The organism is Bordetella ansorpii, from assembly GCF_900078315.1.
Lineage (GTDB): Bacteria > Pseudomonadota > Gammaproteobacteria > Burkholderiales > Burkholderiaceae_B > Bordetella > Bordetella ansorpii.
Genome location: NZ_FKBS01000012.1, coordinates 195,800 through 213,536 on the forward strand (window position 1 = coordinate 195,800; position 17,737 = coordinate 213,536).

General features: G+C 67.4%; 15 protein-coding genes. 4 read left to right on the forward strand and 11 right to left on the reverse strand.

The genetic code is table 11. From position 1 onward, the window contains the following. Positions 1-9 precede the first annotated feature (9 nt). A complete protein-coding gene (gene glgA, locus A7W11_RS05895) occupies positions 10-1,569 on the reverse strand; it encodes a glycogen synthase GlgA (protein ID WP_066409988.1) in 1,560 nt (519 codons plus the stop codon). A 575-nt stretch (positions 1,570-2,144) separates the two neighbouring features. On the opposite strand from glgA, the gene A7W11_RS05900 reads away from it, so the two are divergent. Next, positions 2,145-2,693, forward strand: a complete 549-nt coding sequence (locus A7W11_RS05900; RefSeq protein ID WP_235816807.1) for a hypothetical protein — start codon at positions 2,145-2,147, stop codon at positions 2,691-2,693. 23 nt (positions 2,694-2,716) lie between these two features. Here the strand turns inward: A7W11_RS05900 and A7W11_RS05905 are convergent, their stop codons facing one another. The 9 genes from A7W11_RS05905 to A7W11_RS05945 form a co-directional block, all read right to left on the reverse strand. Beyond that, positions 2,717-3,214, reverse strand: coding sequence for a DUF421 domain-containing protein (locus A7W11_RS05905; protein WP_066409990.1), 498 nt, complete (start codon positions 3,212-3,214; stop codon positions 2,717-2,719). Between the two features lie 49 nt (positions 3,215-3,263). Beyond that, complete coding sequence (locus A7W11_RS05910; protein WP_235816808.1) at positions 3,264-3,539, reverse strand: hypothetical protein; 276 nt, start codon at positions 3,537-3,539, stop codon at positions 3,264-3,266. 82 nt (positions 3,540-3,621) lie between these two features. Then, positions 3,622-4,377: an alpha/beta hydrolase family protein gene (locus A7W11_RS05915; RefSeq protein WP_066409992.1), complete on the reverse strand. Its 756-nt coding sequence runs from the start codon at positions 4,375-4,377 to the stop codon at positions 3,622-3,624. Next, on the reverse strand, positions 4,361-5,497 hold the full coding sequence (locus A7W11_RS05920) for a DUF3182 family protein (protein ID WP_066409997.1): 1,137 nt from the start codon (positions 5,495-5,497) through the stop codon (positions 4,361-4,363). The genes A7W11_RS05915 and A7W11_RS05920 overlap by 17 nt, the downstream gene beginning before the upstream one ends. Continuing rightward, on the reverse strand, positions 5,494-6,552 hold the full coding sequence (locus tag A7W11_RS05925; RefSeq protein ID WP_156523000.1) for a lysylphosphatidylglycerol synthase domain-containing protein: 1,059 nt from the start codon (positions 6,550-6,552) through the stop codon (positions 5,494-5,496). The genes A7W11_RS05920 and A7W11_RS05925 overlap by 4 nt, the downstream gene beginning before the upstream one ends. An 18-nt stretch (positions 6,553-6,570) precedes the next feature. Further along, a complete protein-coding gene (gene clsB / locus A7W11_RS05930; protein WP_066409998.1) occupies positions 6,571-7,788 on the reverse strand; it encodes a cardiolipin synthase ClsB in 1,218 nt (405 codons plus the stop codon). Then, entirely contained in the window at positions 7,785-8,561 is a 777-nt protein-coding gene (locus A7W11_RS05935; RefSeq protein WP_066410000.1) for an endonuclease/exonuclease/phosphatase family protein, read from the reverse strand. The genes clsB and A7W11_RS05935 overlap by 4 nt, the downstream gene beginning before the upstream one ends. Positions 8,562-8,783: 222 nt before the next feature. Further along, positions 8,784-9,233, reverse strand: a complete 450-nt coding sequence (locus A7W11_RS05940) for a MarR family winged helix-turn-helix transcriptional regulator (RefSeq protein ID WP_082887116.1) — start codon at positions 9,231-9,233, stop codon at positions 8,784-8,786. Positions 9,234-9,236: 3 nt separating this feature from the next. Continuing rightward, positions 9,237-10,844 carry an MDR family MFS transporter gene (locus A7W11_RS05945; RefSeq protein WP_066410001.1) on the reverse strand — a complete coding sequence of 536 codons (1,608 nt, stop codon included), beginning with the start codon at positions 10,842-10,844 and terminating at the stop codon, positions 9,237-9,239. A gap of 234 nt (positions 10,845-11,078) precedes the next feature. Here A7W11_RS05945 and A7W11_RS05950 point away from each other — a divergent pair, with 234 nt between their 5' ends. From A7W11_RS05950 to A7W11_RS05960, 3 genes are all read left to right on the forward strand, one after another. Continuing rightward, complete coding sequence (locus A7W11_RS05950; protein ID WP_235816809.1) at positions 11,079-14,249, forward strand: hybrid sensor histidine kinase/response regulator; 3,171 nt, start codon at positions 11,079-11,081, stop codon at positions 14,247-14,249. Positions 14,250-14,292: 43 nt separating this feature from the next. Beyond that, the gene (locus A7W11_RS05955; protein ID WP_066410006.1) at positions 14,293-15,099 is read left to right on the forward strand and encodes a CheR family methyltransferase; all 807 of its coding nucleotides are present in this window, start codon (positions 14,293-14,295) and stop codon (positions 15,097-15,099) included. A gap of 177 nt (positions 15,100-15,276) precedes the next feature. Continuing rightward, a complete protein-coding gene (locus A7W11_RS05960; RefSeq protein ID WP_066410008.1) occupies positions 15,277-16,485 on the forward strand; it encodes a hybrid sensor histidine kinase/response regulator in 1,209 nt (402 codons plus the stop codon). Here the strand turns inward: A7W11_RS05960 and A7W11_RS05965 are convergent. Continuing rightward, complete coding sequence (locus tag A7W11_RS05965; protein WP_066410010.1) at positions 16,412-17,311, reverse strand: DUF72 domain-containing protein; 900 nt, start codon at positions 17,309-17,311, stop codon at positions 16,412-16,414. The two genes, A7W11_RS05960 and A7W11_RS05965, sit on opposite strands and share 74 nt — an antisense overlap. Positions 17,312-17,737 lie beyond the last annotated feature (426 nt).

Consider the following 17,737-nt stretch of genomic DNA (forward strand, 5'->3'; position numbering starts at 1 on the left):
GGCGATTCCTTACGCCGCGGCTTGCAGCGGCGCACCGCCGAGATCCGACGCCGGCTGCACCAGCGGCACGCCGGGTGCGACCTGGCGCAGGCGCGCAGCGGGCACGCGTGGGGTGGCCGGCCAGGCGGCGAGGCGGGCGTACAGGTCGGCATATTGCTGCACGGGTTGGCGCCAACTGAAGTCGGCCGTCATGCCATTGGCCTGCATGCCGCGCCACAGGTCGGGCTGGGCGTAAAGCTTCACGGCGCGGCCGATGGCGTCAACCATGGCTTGCGGCGTATCGCCCTCGAACAGGATGCCGTTGGCGCGATGCTCGCCGCCTGCGGGATCCTGGATCGTGTCGGCCATGCCGCCGACCCGCGATCCGATCGGGATCGTGCCGTAGCGCATGGCATACAGCGGCGTCAGGCCGAAGGGTTCGAAGCGGCTGCCGTGCAGCAGAATGTCGGCGCCAGCGTGCAGGCGGTGCGCGGTATGTTCGTCGTAGCCGATGCGCACGGCGCAGCGCCCGGGATACTGCGCTTCGATGTCCAGCAACTGGCGCTCGACGGCCGGATCGCCTTGCCCGAGGATCACCACCTGCAGATCGGGATGCGCCTTCATCACCTGCGGCAAGGTCTGCACGACCACATCGGCCATTTTCTGATGGGTCAAGCGGCTGCCCATGGCCAGCAGCGGACCCTCATGCTCGTCGGCCAGGCCGAACGCCAGGCGCAGCGCGGCCTTGCAACGGCGCTTGTTGCGCAGATTGTCCAGGTCGTACCGGCAGCGGCCCAGCGCGGGGTCTTCGGCCGGATTCCACAGCACGTCGTCGATGCCGTTGGGTACGGGCAGCAATTCGGCACTGCGCGCGCGCAGCAGGTCGTCCAGCCCGCAGCCGAACTCCGGCGTCAGGATCTCGCGGGCATAGGTGTGGCTGACCGTGGTGACGCGGTCGGCGTACCGGATACCGGCCTTCATGAAACTCATCTTGCCCCAGAACTCCACGCCGTCCGGACCGCAATAGTCGGCCGGAACGCCCAGGTCGTGCGCCTGGCCCAGGTCGAACAGACCCTGGAACGCCAGGTTGTGGATGGTGAATACCGTCTTCACATAGCGCAGCCCCACGGCGCGCACCAGCAGCGGCGCCAGGCCGGCATGCCAATCGTGGGCATGCACCACGTCCGGCCGGCGGCGGCCGGGCAGGCCCAGGCACAGGCGGACGGCGGCGTGCGACAAGGCCGCATAGCGCAGCGCATTGTCGGGATGGTCGACGCCGTTCTCGTCCACGTACAGGCCGGCGCGGTCGTACAGGGCATCGTTGCGCAGAGCGTGCACCGCCATGCCGGTGTCACGGCAATAGCCTCGGTACAGGGTCGCCTCGCCACCCGGCAGGCCGGACAGGCGCTCGGGCGGATGCGTCTGGCGCAGATTCTCCAGCACGCCCCGGTAGGCGGGAAGCAGCAGTTCCACTGACGAGCCTGCGCTGCGCAGGGCGCAGGTCATGCCGGTCACCGCATCCCCCAGGCCACCGGATTTGGCCAGGGGATAGGCTTCCGAGGCCACCATCAGCGTGTTGAGCGTCACCATCGTGTCTTCCTTGGAATGAGGGGATGCCTCGAAAAAGGGCGAGGCGAAATAGGCCGGTGCTGCACCAGCGCAAGCGGCGTGCCTGGGCCTGGGCGGAAAACGGTGGTACTGCCATCAGGGGCGGGATTTGCGTCATCAACGATATGAATGAATCGTTTTTTCATTAATTGGAATCCGTTTGACTCGCCTCTCATCGAATGAGAGGTGAAATTTATTTATGCTGGTCAGTTGTCCAGTACCGATGCAGTGGGCCATTCCAGCGCCGAGGCCTGCATCTGGAACGCCGCTTTGCGGCGGCGCATCAATTCCGATGGCCGTGGAATCGCGCCATTTACGACTGGGATCGGTTTCTTCGCGCGCGGTCCCTGGCGGCCGTCAAGCAGTCCCCCTGATCGTTCCCCCGCGCGAAACCGCGCTAGGCCCATGCCTTGCCGTGGTGCATTTGTAGTTTTGACACTCGGGCCGGGTGCGTTTTCTGCCACGACAAACCAGAGGGGATCCGATGTCCAGGCACGCAGCTTGCGTACGAGTCCGCTTCCGACCCGCCTCGTGCCCTTGAACGCCTGGAGTCCCGCATGTTTCGACCGAACGAGCCTCTGCAATGTCCGGCCCGTGACGAGCGTGTCCCCGACGCGGGCGACGAGAGCGCCACTTATCACCGCGGCGCGGCTGCGCGGGCCGTCGAGCTGGTCATGCCCATGCTGCGCGCGGCCGTTGCCGACGGCCGCATCGGCGATAGCCAATGCCTGCACGTCGTGGTGATGCACCCATTGAAGACGCCGGGTAACGCGACATTCGAGGAAGCCGTGCTGTACGAGGCGAGCGTGGGCGACCGCGACCGGTGGGACGCGGACTACGCCGCCTATGCGCGCGGCAAGGCGGCGCTGAGCTGGCGGACTGGCCAGAACAGCCATGCCGTGTGCACGACGGTGGCCCATCTGCTGCGGCCCGAAGACACGGCGCTCTGGGGCAGCGTATGGCATGAAGGCATCATCGTCGGCGTCAGTGGCGCGCAACCTTGGTATGACGAGGCTTTCGCCGGCGCCGTGGCGCATGCGTTCAAGGCGGTATTGAAGGACTATCGTCTGCGCGCGGCGGCGGACCCGGTCGCGGCGCCTGGCTGATGCTTTTTTCGTGTCAACAGGCCCTAGTCGGCGCGCTTGCCGAGCACGCTGATTTCCCCGTTCGATTCCATGTAGGCGCGGCGCACCGAGGACAGGTCGTCCACGCCTTTCAGGCGTAGTTCGGCCATCAGTTCCTCCCGGGTGACGTATTCCCGGCGCAGATTGCGCATCTGTATCTGGCCGTCGCGGACCAGGCACACGCGAGGCGGCGCCAGCAGGCGGTCCAAGCGCGGAAAGTGGTAGCCAGCGCGGTCGATCGCCCAGGTCCATCCCACGATGGTCGCCACCAGCACCATGCCATCGGGCACCGACTTGTAGTCCCCCGCCATCGCGTTCTGCGCTGCGTCGGCGATCAGCACCAGCACCAGCATGTCGGCCACGCCCAGGCTGCCGACGTCGCGGCGTCCCGCCGCGCGCAGCAGCACGAGAATGAACCAATACACGAGGGTGCCTCGCAGGAAGATCTCCAGGGGCGGTATGCTGAACGCGAACATGCCTGCCCAGTCCGGTTGGAGCTGCATGATGTTCGCCTCCCGGAAGAAGAGGGCGGAAGGTCTTGGCGGCAGCCGGTCAGTCTGGGGTGCCGCCGTTGCGTACGGGGTCCGGCACGCTGTGCGAAACACCGGCCTGGTCTTCGTCGACGATCTCGTCGGGGGCCACGTCCGAGGGGCGTCCGGAATGGCGCTGGTTCACGCTGTCGCGCTCACCCGTGCCCTGGGCGTCGCTGTCGCTGTCCATGCCGGGCGGCAGGTCGCTGGCGGAGTCTGACGAGTCGCTGGGCCCCACGTTCGGGCGGCCGGCCTCATGACGCGACGAGGACAGGTCGAGGTCCATGAAAGGATTCATGATCGGCGCTCCTAAGCTGGTGGCCGGCCAATGCCGGCCCTGTGGCTGCTTCAGCAAGCGGCATGCCCGTCGCGGCAGCGCCTCACGCCGCATCCCGTCCGCCCACGCGGGCGCCGACCACCATCTCGGTGATCCAGCCGCTGAGGATCGACGTATAGGCCTGCTGCGACACCTTCTCGGTCAGCGCATGGTCGGCGCCGTCCAGCCGCCGGTGGGTCAGCGAATGCGCCGCCATGAAGGCGTTGCGGTAGCTCATGATGGTGGCATGGGGGATGAAATCATCGTGCTCGGCCTCCACCAGCAGCACGTCGCCGCCGAAGGCCTCGCAGGCGCTCAACGCGCGGTTGTCCGCCGGCAGCACCGGACCTTGCCGGTAGGTGCGCAGCACGCCGCGGTCGAAGCCGGCCTTGGGCAGCGCCCAGGTGTCGTCGCGGTACAGCGCCGGCACGTGCAGGGCCAGCCAGCGCACGTGCCGCAGCCCGGTCAGGATGGCGGCCAGGTAACCCCCGTAGCTGCTGCCGACCACCGCGATGGCGGAGGTATCCACCTCGGGATGGGACACCAGCGTGTCGTAGGCCTCCAGTACGTCGCGCAGATTGTCCTCGGGGGTCACCTGCTGCTGCTGGGCTTCGGTGGCGGCATGTCCGCGCAGGTCGAAGGTCAGGCAGACGCAACCCAGCCCCGCGATGCCACGCGCGCGCTTCAGGTCGAAACGCTGGTCGCCGCCCCAGCCGTGCACGAACAGGATGCCGGGCATCTTGGCCGCGGGCGCCAGCAGAGTGGCCGCCAGTTCCTGTCCATTGACCGCGATGCGGATTTCTTCACTTTGCGCCGCCATACGCCGTAATTCCTCCGGATTTGGAAATGAACCCCACCGTGCTGTCTTCCGCGTGGAATACCAGGGCATGTTCCGGCGGGCGGGGATGGCCGGCGCCATAGCGTTCACGCGTATGCGCCGTCACGCTGTGCAGGGCCGGGTCTGACGCGAGGGCCTCCAGCGCGGCGATCTCGGCCAGGCTTGCGCCACCGGCGCGCCAGGATTGCTCCAGCACGCCCATGCGCCGCATGCCCTGGGCATCGGCGCCCAGGGCCACGTCGTAGTTGCGCCGCGAAGCCAGGATCGAGGGATAGTGGCGCTGCACGCAGGCGTCGTAATGGCGCGCCAGGTGCACTGCCTGCCGCTCGTCGTCGGACAGCCCGCTGTTCAGCAGTTCGTCGTAGCCGCCGCGCACCACGCGCAGCGTCGAGCCGCCATATACCGAGGCGCCGCTGTTGTCCGGCGTCAGTTCCTGCGTGCCCACGTAGGCGGCCCGCAGGCCGGGAATGCGCACGCTGCCCACGCTGAAGGTCAGCACTTCGCCGATCAGGTTCATCTCGATCACCAGGCCGTGCGCGCGCACGTCGGCGGGGTCGCATCCGGCCAGTACGGCCTGCAACCGGGCGGCATCGCGCACCACGGTCTGGCCACGCCCGGCGTTGGCCTCGGGCAGTTTCAGCCGGATGGGGCCGTCCTGCAGCAGGGCCAGCGCGGCCGCCGAGGCATCCGCCAGCGAGAAGGCCGTATAGCCGGGCAGCACGGCGTCGCCCAGTTCGGCGCCCAGGCCAGCGGCCCAGCCGGGCGGCTGGGCGTCGTGCGCGCGGTGCAGCGGATGCGAGACGGCCTTGGTGGCCACGTAGGCGTGCGGCACCACGCCGCCGTACAGATGGTCTTCGGCGGTGATGCCCAGCGCGTCGGCCTGGGCCTGGCCCACCAGCGTGTGCGCCGGCACGTAATACACGCGCTTTCCCGCCAGCATGGCGGGGTCGTACTCGGCATAGCCGGCGCCCAACAGGCCCGCCAGGCGCTGCGCCAACACACAATGGCTGGCGATCTCGTGCTCGGGCGCCGACGGCCGGCGGGGATGCGCCACGACGAGGTGCGGGGCGGCGCCTGCGCGCGAATCGGGCCGGGAATTCATGTTGAAGGCTCCCGGTTGCGCTGCACCGCGCGCACGCCTTGCCGCGCCTCAAGGATCAGATACGAGGCGCCGGCGATGCACAGCGGCAGCAAGGCATAGAGCGCGCGATACACCAGCGCCGCGCCCAGCACCTGCGAGGCGGGCAGTTGCCCGGCCAGGGCGCCCACGAAGATGGCCTCGGTGGTGCCCAGCCCGCCCGGAATGCGCACGATCACGGCCGCCATGCTGGTGCACAGCAATACGCCCAGCACGGTGGGATAGGGCACCTTGGCCTGCAACAGCGTGTACATGATGGCGCCCATGGTGGCCCACGACAGGATGGCCAGGCTGCACTGGATAAGCGCCGTGCGCCCGCTGGGGATCACGATGCGGTGGCCGCGCACGGTCCAGAATCGCCGTTTCAGGCGCCAGCACGCCACGATATAGGCGAGGCCACCCAGCATCAGTGCGACCCCGGCCACGCGCAATGCCATGCCTCCCACGTTCCAGGACGAAGGAATCGGCGTCACGCCGCTGGCGAACACGGCGCCCGCGATCAACCCGTAGCCGATCCAATTGGTCGTGACGCTGAAGCCGGCGATGCGCAGGATGGTCGAGCGCCGCAAGCCCAGCAGGCTGGCGTACAGGCGCAGGCGCACGGCCAGGCCGCCGATCAGCACGCCCACGTTCAGGTTCAGTGCATAGCTGATGGCGGCGATGCCCAGCACGCGGCCAGCCGGCATTTTCTTGTCGACATAGCGGCGTGCCAGCAGATCGAAGCTGCCATAGGCCACATACCCGACCACCACCAGTCCCGCCGCCAGCAGCAGCGTGGTGGACGGAATCGAATGGATGGCCTTGAGCACCGCGCGCCAATCGACGTTGCGCGCCAGATTGAAGATCACCACGAGGGCGAAGGCCGCCACTATCCAGATGAAAATGTTGAACAGGCGGGTCCAGCGGCCTTTCTTGCGCGGATGGCCGGATGGGCTGGAGGCGCTGCCGTCGCGAGGTGTCTTCATGGCGCTCATCCTGGTGGCGGCATTGGCGGGGTTGGCCGACGTCATCGTGTTCATGTTGTTGACCTCCGCCACTCAGGGCGTTGAGCCGTTTTCCTGGGGCGGCGAGGCCAGGGCTTCCGCGTCCACCGATTGCAGCCGGGGCTTGTGCGCGGGCAGGGCGCCCGCCCAGGCCGGAAAGCGGCGCAGGAAGTGGAACACCACCACGCCTACCCAGACCCGCCGCAGGTTCCGGGCCGAGCGCGAGGCCCGCGGCGCCAGTTGGCAATGCTTCTGCAGCAGGGTGTCCAACCGTTGCCGCAAGGCCTGATTCAAGCCCTTGTCGTAGGCGATGACGTTGGCTTCCAGGTTCAGCGCCAGGCTGAAGGGATCCAGGTTGCTAGACCCCACCGTGACCCAGCTATCGTCGATACAGGCCACCTTGCCGTGCAACGGCCGCGCGCAGTATTCGTGGATCTCCACGCCCGCGTCAGCCAGGTAGTCGTACAGCATGCTGGCGGCGATCTTGGCCGCGGGCATGTCCGGTTCGCCCTGCATGATCAGGCGCACCCGCACGCCGCGGCGGGCGGCATTGGCCAGTTCACGCAGCAGCCGGTAGCCCGGGAAGAAGTACGCATTGGCGATCAGGATGTCACGCCTGGCCAGCCGGAACGCCGCTCGGTAATGCCGCTCGATATCGTCGCGATGGCGGTCGTTGTCCCGCACCACCAGGCAGGCGGCGCCCTCGTCGCCGCCGTCGCGCGGCGCCAGGGCGGCGCGGCGGCGGCCTGGCGCCCGGCGCGCCGCGGTGGCCAGGGCCTCGCGCGCGTACTTCGCGATGTCGGCGGCCAGCGTGCCGCGCACGGCCACGGCGTAGTCCTGCTTGGCTTCGGGTCCGCTGGACAGCAGGTGGTCAGCCCCGAAATTGATGCCGCCCACGAATGCCAGCGTTGCGTCGATGGCGACGATCTTGCGGTGCATGCGCCGGAACAAGTTGGTGCGGATACCCAGGCGGCGCGGCTGCGGATCGAAGAAATGGAACCGCACGCCGGCCTCGACCAGGCCTTCCAGGAAGTCCGCCGTCAGGGCCTCGCTGCCGTAGCCGTCCACGGTCACGTCCACGGACACGCCGCGCTCGGCCGCGGCGATCAGGGCCTCGCGCAGCGCGCGGCCCACCTCGTCGTCGAACAGGATGAAGGTCTCGACCAGCACTTCCTTGCGCGCGCGGCCGATCTCTTCCAGCACGCGCGGGAAGTATTCCTCGCCGTTCTCCAGCAGTTCGAACTTCGTGTCATTGCGCCATTGGGGATTCATGCCGACACCTCCGCGGCAATGGGTACGTGATCCGACAGCTTCGACCAGGGCTGGCCTGCCAACGGCACCGGCTTGCAGTGCCTCACGTTCTTCACGTAGATGCGGTCCAGCCGCAGCACCGGCCAGCGGGCAGGGAAGGTGCGCGCCGGACGCGGGCGCACGCCATGGTGGATCTCGCGCATGCCGCAGCCATGCAGCACGCGGTCGGCGCGCAGGCGCCAGTCATTGAAATCGCCAGCGATCACCACCGGCTCGCTGGCGGGCAGGGTGGCGACGAAATCGCGCAGCCGGCGCAATTGCTCCTGGCGATGCGTCTCCAGCAACCCCAGGTGCACGCACAGCAGGTGCACGTCCGTGTCCTGCGGCCGGATCACGCAGTGCAGCAGGCCGCGTGCCTCGTGCTTGCCGACGCTGATGTCGTGGTTATCGAACGAGACGATGGGAAACTTGGACAGCACCGCATTGCCGTGATGGCCGTCCGGATAGACCGCATTGCGGCCATAGGCGTGCGCCGTCCAGATCGTGTCTGCCAGGAACTCGTAATGCGAGGTTTTCGGCCAGGCGGCGTGCCGCAACGCGTGCTGCTGATGCTCGCCCGTGACCTCCTGCAGGAACACGATGTCGGCGCCGACCCGCCGGATGGCATCGCGCAGCTCCGGCAGCATGAAACGTCGGTTGAAGAAGGTGAAACCCTTGTGGATGTTGACGGTAAGCACCCGCAGTTGCTGCGAGGGACCGGCGTGGGGTTTCTGCGGGGTATGTTGTTCTGGCATGCGCGCTCCGCGACCTGACTGGCGGAGGGTTCAGCAAGCCGCGTGCCCACGGCGCCGCACCGGGGCGGGGGCAGGGCGTAAGTGCTTGAAATTGCTGCGCTGCGCAAGCGCATGGCCGGTGGCGCCGGGCCCGGCGCAAAGCGGGCCGCCACCTTTCGGCGCGGCCCACAGGCAAACAAGACGAATTTATTACCGGCTGCGCCATCAAGTGGGCGCCTGGCGTCATTCCACCGGCTGGCCCCGGCCCGAGGCGGCCTCGGCATTGCTCTCCAGGGTACTCAGCGCGTCGTTCAGCAACCCCACCTGTTGCTCGGACAGCCCCTCGAGCATCTCGCGGAAGAACGCCGCTCGCCGCGGCAGGGCTTCCTCGACCACCTCGCGTCCCGTCCGGGTCAGCGAGGCATTGGTCAGGCGGTTGTCGCCGGCGTCCACCGCGCGCTCGATCCACCCGAGCTTCTGCATGGCCTGCAACTGCCGCGTCAGCGACGCGGGATCGAGCCTGCAACGCTCGGCCAGCACTTTCTGCGAGCTGCTGCCCAGCTCGTACAGGCTATACAGGATGCGCCAGCGTGGCAACGGGTGCCCGACCCGGCTGCTGAACGCGCTCTGCATGACGCGGTAGGTCTGGCCCACGTGCTGGACCACCAGCAGACCCTGGTGTGGTGTCGGCAATGCTTATTCTCCGGCGCTTTTCGGGCTCTGGGAATGGCCCGGAAGCGCCAAATGTACCCTGGGCGCACGATACACGCACCACAGGGCCGCCAGCGCCACGACCAGGGCGATCACCTGGCCCCCGTGAATCGCCGTCACCAGCGCCTGGCGGGCGGTGTCCAGCATGGCCGTGCCGTCCACGCCCTGGCCGGCCCATTGCGTCAGCAAGCGGCCCTGCGTTTCGGCGTCGACCAGCACGCGCGGATCGGACAACTGTTCCAGGCTGGCGGCGTCCACCTTGCCGCCCAGCGTGGCGGCGGTGCGGCTGGCATACATATGGCTGACCACCGTGCCGACCACCGCCGTGCCGACCATGCCGCCGATCATGCGCAGCGATTGCAGCAGCGCGGTCGCGATGCCCAGGTGGGCCCGGCCCGCCGCGTGCTGAGTGAAAATGGTCAGGGTCGGCATCACGAATCCCATGCCCAGTCCGCCCAGCATCATGTAGACGGCCAGCAGCCAGTGGGCCGTGCCGCGGTCGCTGGCCAGCACGCCCATGCACGACGCCGCCAGCAGCGTGAAACCCGCATACAGGATGTGATTGGGATTGGCCAGGCGGGGGATCACGCGGCCGCCGGCGATGCTGCCCACCGTGATGAAGGCCGCCAGCGGCGTCACCAGCAGGCCCGCCTGCTGCGGCGACAGCCCGAAGCCTCCCTGCATCAGCAGCGGCGCGTAGAACAACAGGGTGAACATGGTGGTGCCCACCAGCAGCGCCATCATGAACAGCATGGCCAGGTTGCGGTCGCGCAACATGTCGACGGGAACGATCGGGTGATCGCAACGCTTCTCCCAGGCGTACAGTGCGAAGAATGCCGCTGCGCTGCCCACCGCCAGCAGGGTGACGGCGCCGCCCGCGTCATCCTGCGGCAGCAGTTCCACCAGCAGTTGCAGCGACCCCAGGGCCACCGTGATCAGCAGGGCGCCGGGCCAGTCGAGCCGGATCCTGCCCCCGGCATGCTGGCGCAGGTGCGGCATGTGGCGCAACACGAACCACGCGCCCAACAGACCGATGGGCAGATTGACGTAGAACACCGAACGCCAGCCGTAATGCTCGGTCAGGATGCCGCCCAGCGACGGGCCCACGGCATTGGCGATGCCGAAGGCCGAAGCCACCATCACCTGCCAGCGCAGCCGCACCCGGGTGTCGGGAAAGAGATCCGGGATACAGGCGAACGCCGTGCCCACCAGCATGCCGCCACCCACGCCCTGCAGCGCCCGGGCCGCGACCAGTTGCGGCATGCTCTGGGCCGCGCCGCATAGTACGGAGGCCACGGTGAACACGATGATGGCCGCCACCACGAAGGGTTTGCGGCCGTAGTAGTCGCCCAGTCGGCCGAAGATCGGCACGGTGATCACCGAGGTCAGCAGGTAGGACGTGGCCACCCAGGCGTACAGGTTGAAGCCGTGCAGTTCCGACACGATGGTGGGCAGCGCGGTGCCCACCACCGTCTGGTCCACCGCCACCAGCATGATCACGAAACACATGCCCAGCATGGCCATCAGCGACTGGCGGAACGGCAGCAGCTGGCCCGCCGAATGCGGGGCATCGAGGGTGACGGTGGGTGGCATTTGTGACAAATCAATAATTGATCGATCAAGAATTATAGCGTTTTCCCGAATATGGTTATTACCCATTCGTGGGGCGCCGTCCGTTTCGCGCAACGGCCCTGCGGGATACTCCGCGAGATCCGCACGCCGGCCCAAGGCGTCCGCCGGCGGTGACTGGCTTCGGCTACTATCGTCCATCACCCGGGCAGGCGCCCAGGCGCGCTCACGCGTCCGTTTCCCGCAAAAAATACCGACATGCCGTATTCCCAACAGCAGAAGCAAGAAGACCTGATGATCGTGGCCACGGTCTGGGGCCTGACCGCCGTCATCTTCGCCCTGGACATGGTGGCGGTCACCGGCCTGACGGTCTGGGTCTTTTATGTGATCCCGCAACTGTTGTCCGTCAAGCAGCGCAACCGCAACCTGCCATTGATGCTGGCCGCGGCGCAGGCCGTGCTGCTCATCGTGGGCTTGTTCCCGCTGGCCACGACCCAGGTCGAATTGCGGGTGGCCAACCGCATCATCAACATCCTGTCCGTGTTCAGCGTGGCCTACCTGGCCTACGCCGTGATCGGCGCGCGCGAGCGCACCGATCGCCTCTTGTGGCTGCAGCGCGGGCAGTCGGACATGGCCGCCGGCATGCTGGGCGAACTGGAGTTGTCGTCGGTGGGGCGCGGCATGCTGCAAGTGTTGTCGCGCTACGTCAACGCCCAGGTCGCCGCGCTGTACACCCACGAACAGGGCCGCCTGGGCTTCGTGACCGGCTATGCCTTCGATGCCCCGGATGGCGATGCCGATACCCTGGGCCTGGCCCGCGAGGTGGCGCGCGACGGCAAGCCCCTGATTGTCGACGACGTGCCGTCGGATCACGTGCGCATCAGCAGCGGCACCGGCGGCGCCGCGCCGCGCCGCCTGCTGATCGCGCCGGTCACGGCCGAGGGCCGCATCGTGGGCGTGGTCGAGCTGGGCTTCGTCAGCACCAGCATGGATATGGACCGCATCATCGAGCTGATGCGCATCCTGGCCGAGGACATGGGGCAGGCGCTGAGCGCCGCCATGTACCGCCAGCGCCTGAAGGACGCGCTGGAAGAGACCGAGCGCCAGCGCGAGATCCTGCAGACCCAACAGGAAGAGCTGCGTGCCACCAATGAGGAACTGGAAGAGCAGAGCCGCGCGCTGCGCGATTCGCAAAGCCGCCTCGAGGACCAGCAGAGCGAGCTGGAACAGACCAACGTCCGGCTGGAAGAACAGGCCAACCGCCTGGAACGCCAGAAGCAGGACCTGCTGCGCGCCCAGCGCACGCTGGAGGCCAACGCCGACGAGCTGACGCGCGCCAACCGCTACAAGTCCGAGTTCCTGGCGAACATGTCGCACGAGTTGCGTACGCCGTTGAACAGCTCGCTCATCCTGGCGCAGATCCTGTCCGGGCACGATTCGGCCACGCTCAGCAGCGACGAGGTGCGCCGCTACGCCCAGACCATCCATGCCTCCAACCAGGACCTGCTGACGCTGATCAACGACATCCTGGACCTGTCCAAGATCGAGGCAGGCCACGTCGACATCGTGGCGGAACCGGTGTCGGTGGCGGGCGTGCTGCGTCCGCTGCAGTCCGTCTTCGAACCGATCTCGCGCGATCGCGGGGTGGCGATGCACATCGAGATCGACGCGGATACGCCGGCCACCTTCACCACCGATTCGAACCGCCTGCAGCAGGTGCTGAAGAACCTGCTGTCGAACGCCTTCAAGTTCACCGAGAAGGGCAGCGTCACGCTGCGCGTGTGCACGGCTGGCGCTGACCGCGTGGCCTTCGAAGTGCGCGATACCGGCATCGGCATCGCGCCCGAGCAGCAGGACATCATCTTCGAGGCCTTCCGCCAGGCCGACGGCACCACCAGCCGCAAGTACGGCGGCACCGGCCTGGGCCTGTCGATCTCGCGCGAGCTGGCGCGCCTGCTGGGCGGCGAGATCCGCGTGGCCAGCGAGCCGGGCCGTGGCAGCACCTTCACGCTGGAAGTGGCCACGGAACTGGAGGCCGGCACCTACGCGCGCGACGGCGTGACGGATGACGAGACGCCGGCCATCACGCCGGCCGCCAAGGCCGCGGCCGAAGCCGAGATGGCGGCCATCGCCGCCGCCAGCACCGCGGCCCGCAAGCCCGCGGTCACCGCCTATGCGCCCGCTGGCGCGCCCAAGCCCATGCCGGGCGCGCCGTTGCCGCGGCACCTGGACGATGACCGCGAGCGCCGCCAGCGCTCGCGCCTGGTGCTGGTCATCGAGGACGACGAGCGCTTTGCCGCGGTACTGTACGAAGTCGCCCATGAACTGGATTTCGACTGCATCCATGCGGTCACCGGCGAGGAAGCCCTGGCCCTGGCGCGCAGCCAGCAGCCCAGCGGCATCCTGCTGGACGTGAACCTGCCCGACCAGTCTGGCTTGAGTGTGCTGGAGCGCCTGAAGCGTGATCCCGTCACCCGCCACATCCCGGTGCACATGCTGTCGGTGCACGATCACCTGCAGACCGCGCTGGAACTGGGCGCGGTCGGCTATGCATTGAAACCGGTGGCGCGCGAGTCGGTGCTGGAGGCCTTCCAGAAGGTCGAGGCGCGCCTGCAGCAGCAGGTGCGACGCGTGCTGGTGGTGGAAGACGATGCCGTATTGCGCGAAAGCATCGGCCTGATGCTGAAGGCCGGCGACGTGGAAATCACCACCACGGGCACGGTGGCCCAGGCCCTGGAGTATCTGGCAGCCGGCCACTACGACTGCATGGTCATGGATCTGATGCTGCCCGACGCGTCGGGCTACGACCTGCTCGAACAGATGGCCAGCGGCGAGAAATACGCCTTCCCGCCCGTCATCGTCTACACCGGCCGCGCGCTGACCCGCGACGAAGAGCAGCGCCTGCGCCGTTACTCGCGCTCGATCATCATCAAGGGCGCCAAATCGCCCGAACGCCTGCTGGACGAGGTGTCGCTGTTCCTGCACCGCATCGAGGCTGCGCTGCCGCAGGATCAGCAGCGCCTGCTGGCCCAGGCGCGCCAGCGCGATGCCGTGTTCGAGGGCCGCCGCATCCTGCTGGCCGAAGACGACGTGCGCAACGTCTATGCGCTGTCCAGCATCTTCGAGCCGTTGGGCGCCAAGCTGATCGTGGCGCGGGACGGCCGCCAGGCGCTGGAACGCCTGGCCACGCACGAGGACATCGATCTGGTCCTGATGGACCTGATGATGCCCGAGATGGACGGCCTGACCGCCATGCGCGAGATCCGCCGACAGCCCGCGTACGCGCGCCTGCCCATCATCGCGCTGACGGCCAAGGCCATGGCCGACGACCGCCGCAGTTGCCTGGAGGCGGGGGCCGACGACTACATCGCCAAACCCATCGACGTCGAGAAACTGGTATCGCTGTGCCGCGTATGGATGCCGAAGTAACCCCCCGAACGAGGCGGCGCAGGAGGCGCGCCAGCCGCAACCGCTGCCCGAGATCGAGCTGAAACTGCTGCTGGAGGGTATCTACCAGCGTTATCAGCATGATTTCCGCGATTATTCGCTGGGATCGATGCTGCGCCGTGTGCAGAGCGCCATGGAGCACTTCGGCTGCGCCACGGTCTCGCAGCTGCAGGACCGCATCCTGCACGAGCCCGCCGTGTTCGCGCAGTCGCTGCAGTACCTCACGGTGCAGGTCAGCGAGATGTTCCGCGACCCGGCCTATTTCCTGGTGCTGCGCACGCAGGTGCTGCCGGTGCTGCGCACCTATCCGTCCATCAAGATCTGGGTGGCGGGCTGCAGCAGCGGCGAAGAAGTCTGGTCGCTGGCGATTCTGCTGCACGAAGAGGGCATGCTGGAACGCAGCCTGATCTACGCCACCGACATCAACACCGACGCCCTGAAGGCCGCGCAGGCGGGCATCTATCCGGTCGACCGGGCCCGGCTGTTCAACCGCAACTACGTGCTGGCCGGCGGCTGCCACGACCTGTCCGACTACTACACCTCCGACGAGCACTACGTGCGTTTCGACCCGGCGCTGCGCAAGCAGATCGTGTTCGCCGATCACAGCCTGGCCACCGACAGCGTCTTCTCGGAGGTCCATCTGGTGTCCTGCCGCAACGTGCTGATCTATTTCAATCGCGAGCTGCAGGACCGCGCCATCGGGTTGTTCGTCGAGGCCCTGGTGCATCGTGGGTTCCTCGGGTTGGGCAGCAAGGAGACCATACGCTTCACCGCGCATGCCGACCGTTTCGTCGAATTCCATGCCGACGAGAAGGTGTATCAACGTATCTGAGGGCGTACCCCCGGGCGGGACCATGCCCCCCCGCCCGAGCAGAAGGAAAAACAACCGGCGGCGCGTGGCGCGTCGAGCCCCCGATCCCTGCAAAGGGTCGATTGGCGCAATCGCGACAATATCTGTATCGTCCGGATGTTTCCTTATTTCACCTCATAAATAACGGGAGCCAGCGGAGTGTCCTCCGACATCAAAATCCTTGTCGTCGACGACGTGGAACAGAACCTGATTGCGATCGAGGCGGTGCTTGCCCGCCCGGGTCTCGTCGTTCGCAAGGCCTCGTCAGGCGTGGAGGCACTGGAAATCCTGCTGGCCGAAGAGGTCGCGCTGGCGCTGGTCGACGTGCAGATGCCGCAGATGGACGGCTTCGAGCTGGCCGAGCTGATCCGCGGCAGCGAGCGCACCCGTCATATTCCGCTGATTTTCCTGACCGCGGCCGCGCTGGAACGCGATCACTATTTTCGCGGCTACGAAGCCGGCGCGGTCGACTTCCTGTACAAGCCGATCGATCCGCGCGTACTGTGCAGCAAGGTCAACGTCTTCGTCGAGCTCTACACCCAGCGCGTCACGCTGGACAGCCAATTGCAGGCGCTGCGCCGTGCGCTGCACCTGAACGAACTGTTTACCGCCGTACTGGGCCATGACCTGCGCAATCCCTTGTCGGCGGTCACGACGGCGGCGGCGATCCTGGTCAAGATCTCCGAGAATCCGATGGCGCTGTCGGCGGCGCAGCGCATCCAGCAAAGCACCTCGCGCATGTCCAAGATGGTCGACCAGCTGCTGGACGTGGCGCGCATCCGCTCCAACGGCCTGGTGCTGCAGATCGCATCCACCGACTATGCCGAACTCTGCGGCCACATCGTCGACGAACTGGCGGCTGCCGCGCCGCAACGCGTGAAGTTCGAGGTGCGCGGCAACGTGCATGGCGACGCCGACGGCGACCGCCTGGCTCAGGTGGTGTCCAACCTGCTGGGTAACGCCGTGCAGCACGGCGAAGCCGATTCGCCCATCTGGCTCGAAGTCGATGGCAACCATGCCGAACGCATCACGGTGCGCGTCAGCAACCGCGGCGTGATTCCGCCGCACCAGTTGCATGGCGTGTTCGAGCCGTTCCGTTCAGGCGTGATGGAACACCGCAGTCCCGAGCGTGGCCCGGGCTTGGGCCTGGGGCTGTATATCGTCAAGAGTTTTGTCGAGGCCCACGGCGGTCAGGTGGGCGCGCACTCCGCCGCGCCGCAGGGCACCGAGTTCTATTTCACCATTCCACGCCGTGTGCCGCCCGGTGGCACGCGTGCGCTCGACCCGCTGGGGCTCAAGCCGGCGGATCCGGCGCAAGGGGCAGCCGCAGCAGGCGAGCCAACGCTCGCGCATCGCCCGGCGCCTTGACCTTCACGTCGTTGTCGAAATAGCAGTAGATGTCGCGAGGCCCGGTCCTCGTTCTGCCGGGCCCCGCGACCCGGCGTGCCCCACGCGGTTCGCGCCCGTCCGCCCAGGCCTGGATGCGCCGCTTCCAGTCGCCCAGGGCATCCGGCGTATAGCCGCTGGCGTACAGCGTTTCATCGCCATGCAGGCGCAGATACGCAAAATCCGCCGTCACGTCCTCCATCAGCGGCCATTTGCCCGCCGTATCTGCCGTCACCAGCGCCACGCCGTGATGGCGCAGCATCTGCACGAACGCCTGACAGGCGAAGCTGTCGTGCCGCACCTCCATGGCATGTCGCAACCTGCGGCGCTTGCCTGGCGGCGGCATGGGACGTCCGGCCACGCGCGCGTCGAAACGATGCGCCAGGCGCTCGGCGGCCGCGGTATCGCGCGGCAGCGCCTTCAGGAAGGCCTCGGTGATGCCCGCATCGAATCGCAGCGACGGCGGCAGTTGCCACAGGAACGGCCCCAGCTTGTCGCCCAGCTCGAACACGCCGCTGGCGAAGAAGCGCGCCAAGGCTTCCTCGGGGTCGCGCAGCCGCTTGACGTGCGTGATGTACCGGCTGCCTTTCACGCTGAACACGAAGCCGCGCGGCGTGGCGTCACGCCATTGCGCGAAGCGCTCGGGCCGTTGCAGGGAATAGAAGGTGCCATTGATCTCGATGGTCGGCACCTGGTGGGAGGCATAGGCCAGTTCGTCGGCTTGCGGCAGGTCATCGGGATAGAACACGCCCCGCCATGGCGGGTAACGCCAGCCGGAAATGCCGATACGGATGGCGGCGGCGGTCATGGCGTGTGGGCGCAATGGGGAATAGGGCGGGTGGGCTGCATGGGGGGACGCCTCCAGACGTTTTGGCCGGGAAGGCCGGTGTGACGTAGTCGGCATGCCAGCAATCATCGTGCCGGGGTCGCGTGGCGGCGAGCGTGTGTGCTTCGTTTGAGGGGGGGTGTTCTTGCGGCCGCCGGAGCGGGTCAGCCAGGGGCGTGCCGGCCAAGTCGCTCGGCTCGGGCGCGCCACGAGGCGCCCTCGGCCCCGCTGCGCGGGGCTGCCCTCACTCCAATTGGCCGGCACGCCCCTGGCTGACCCGCTCCGGCTACATCAGAGTCATTCCGACATTAAACCCATCACCCATGCTTGCCTGATGTGAGGGGGTCGGGGGATGGCAAGCCAGTTCAATGTCATCGTCCTGCGCGGGGCCGAGATGTCAGTGCAATA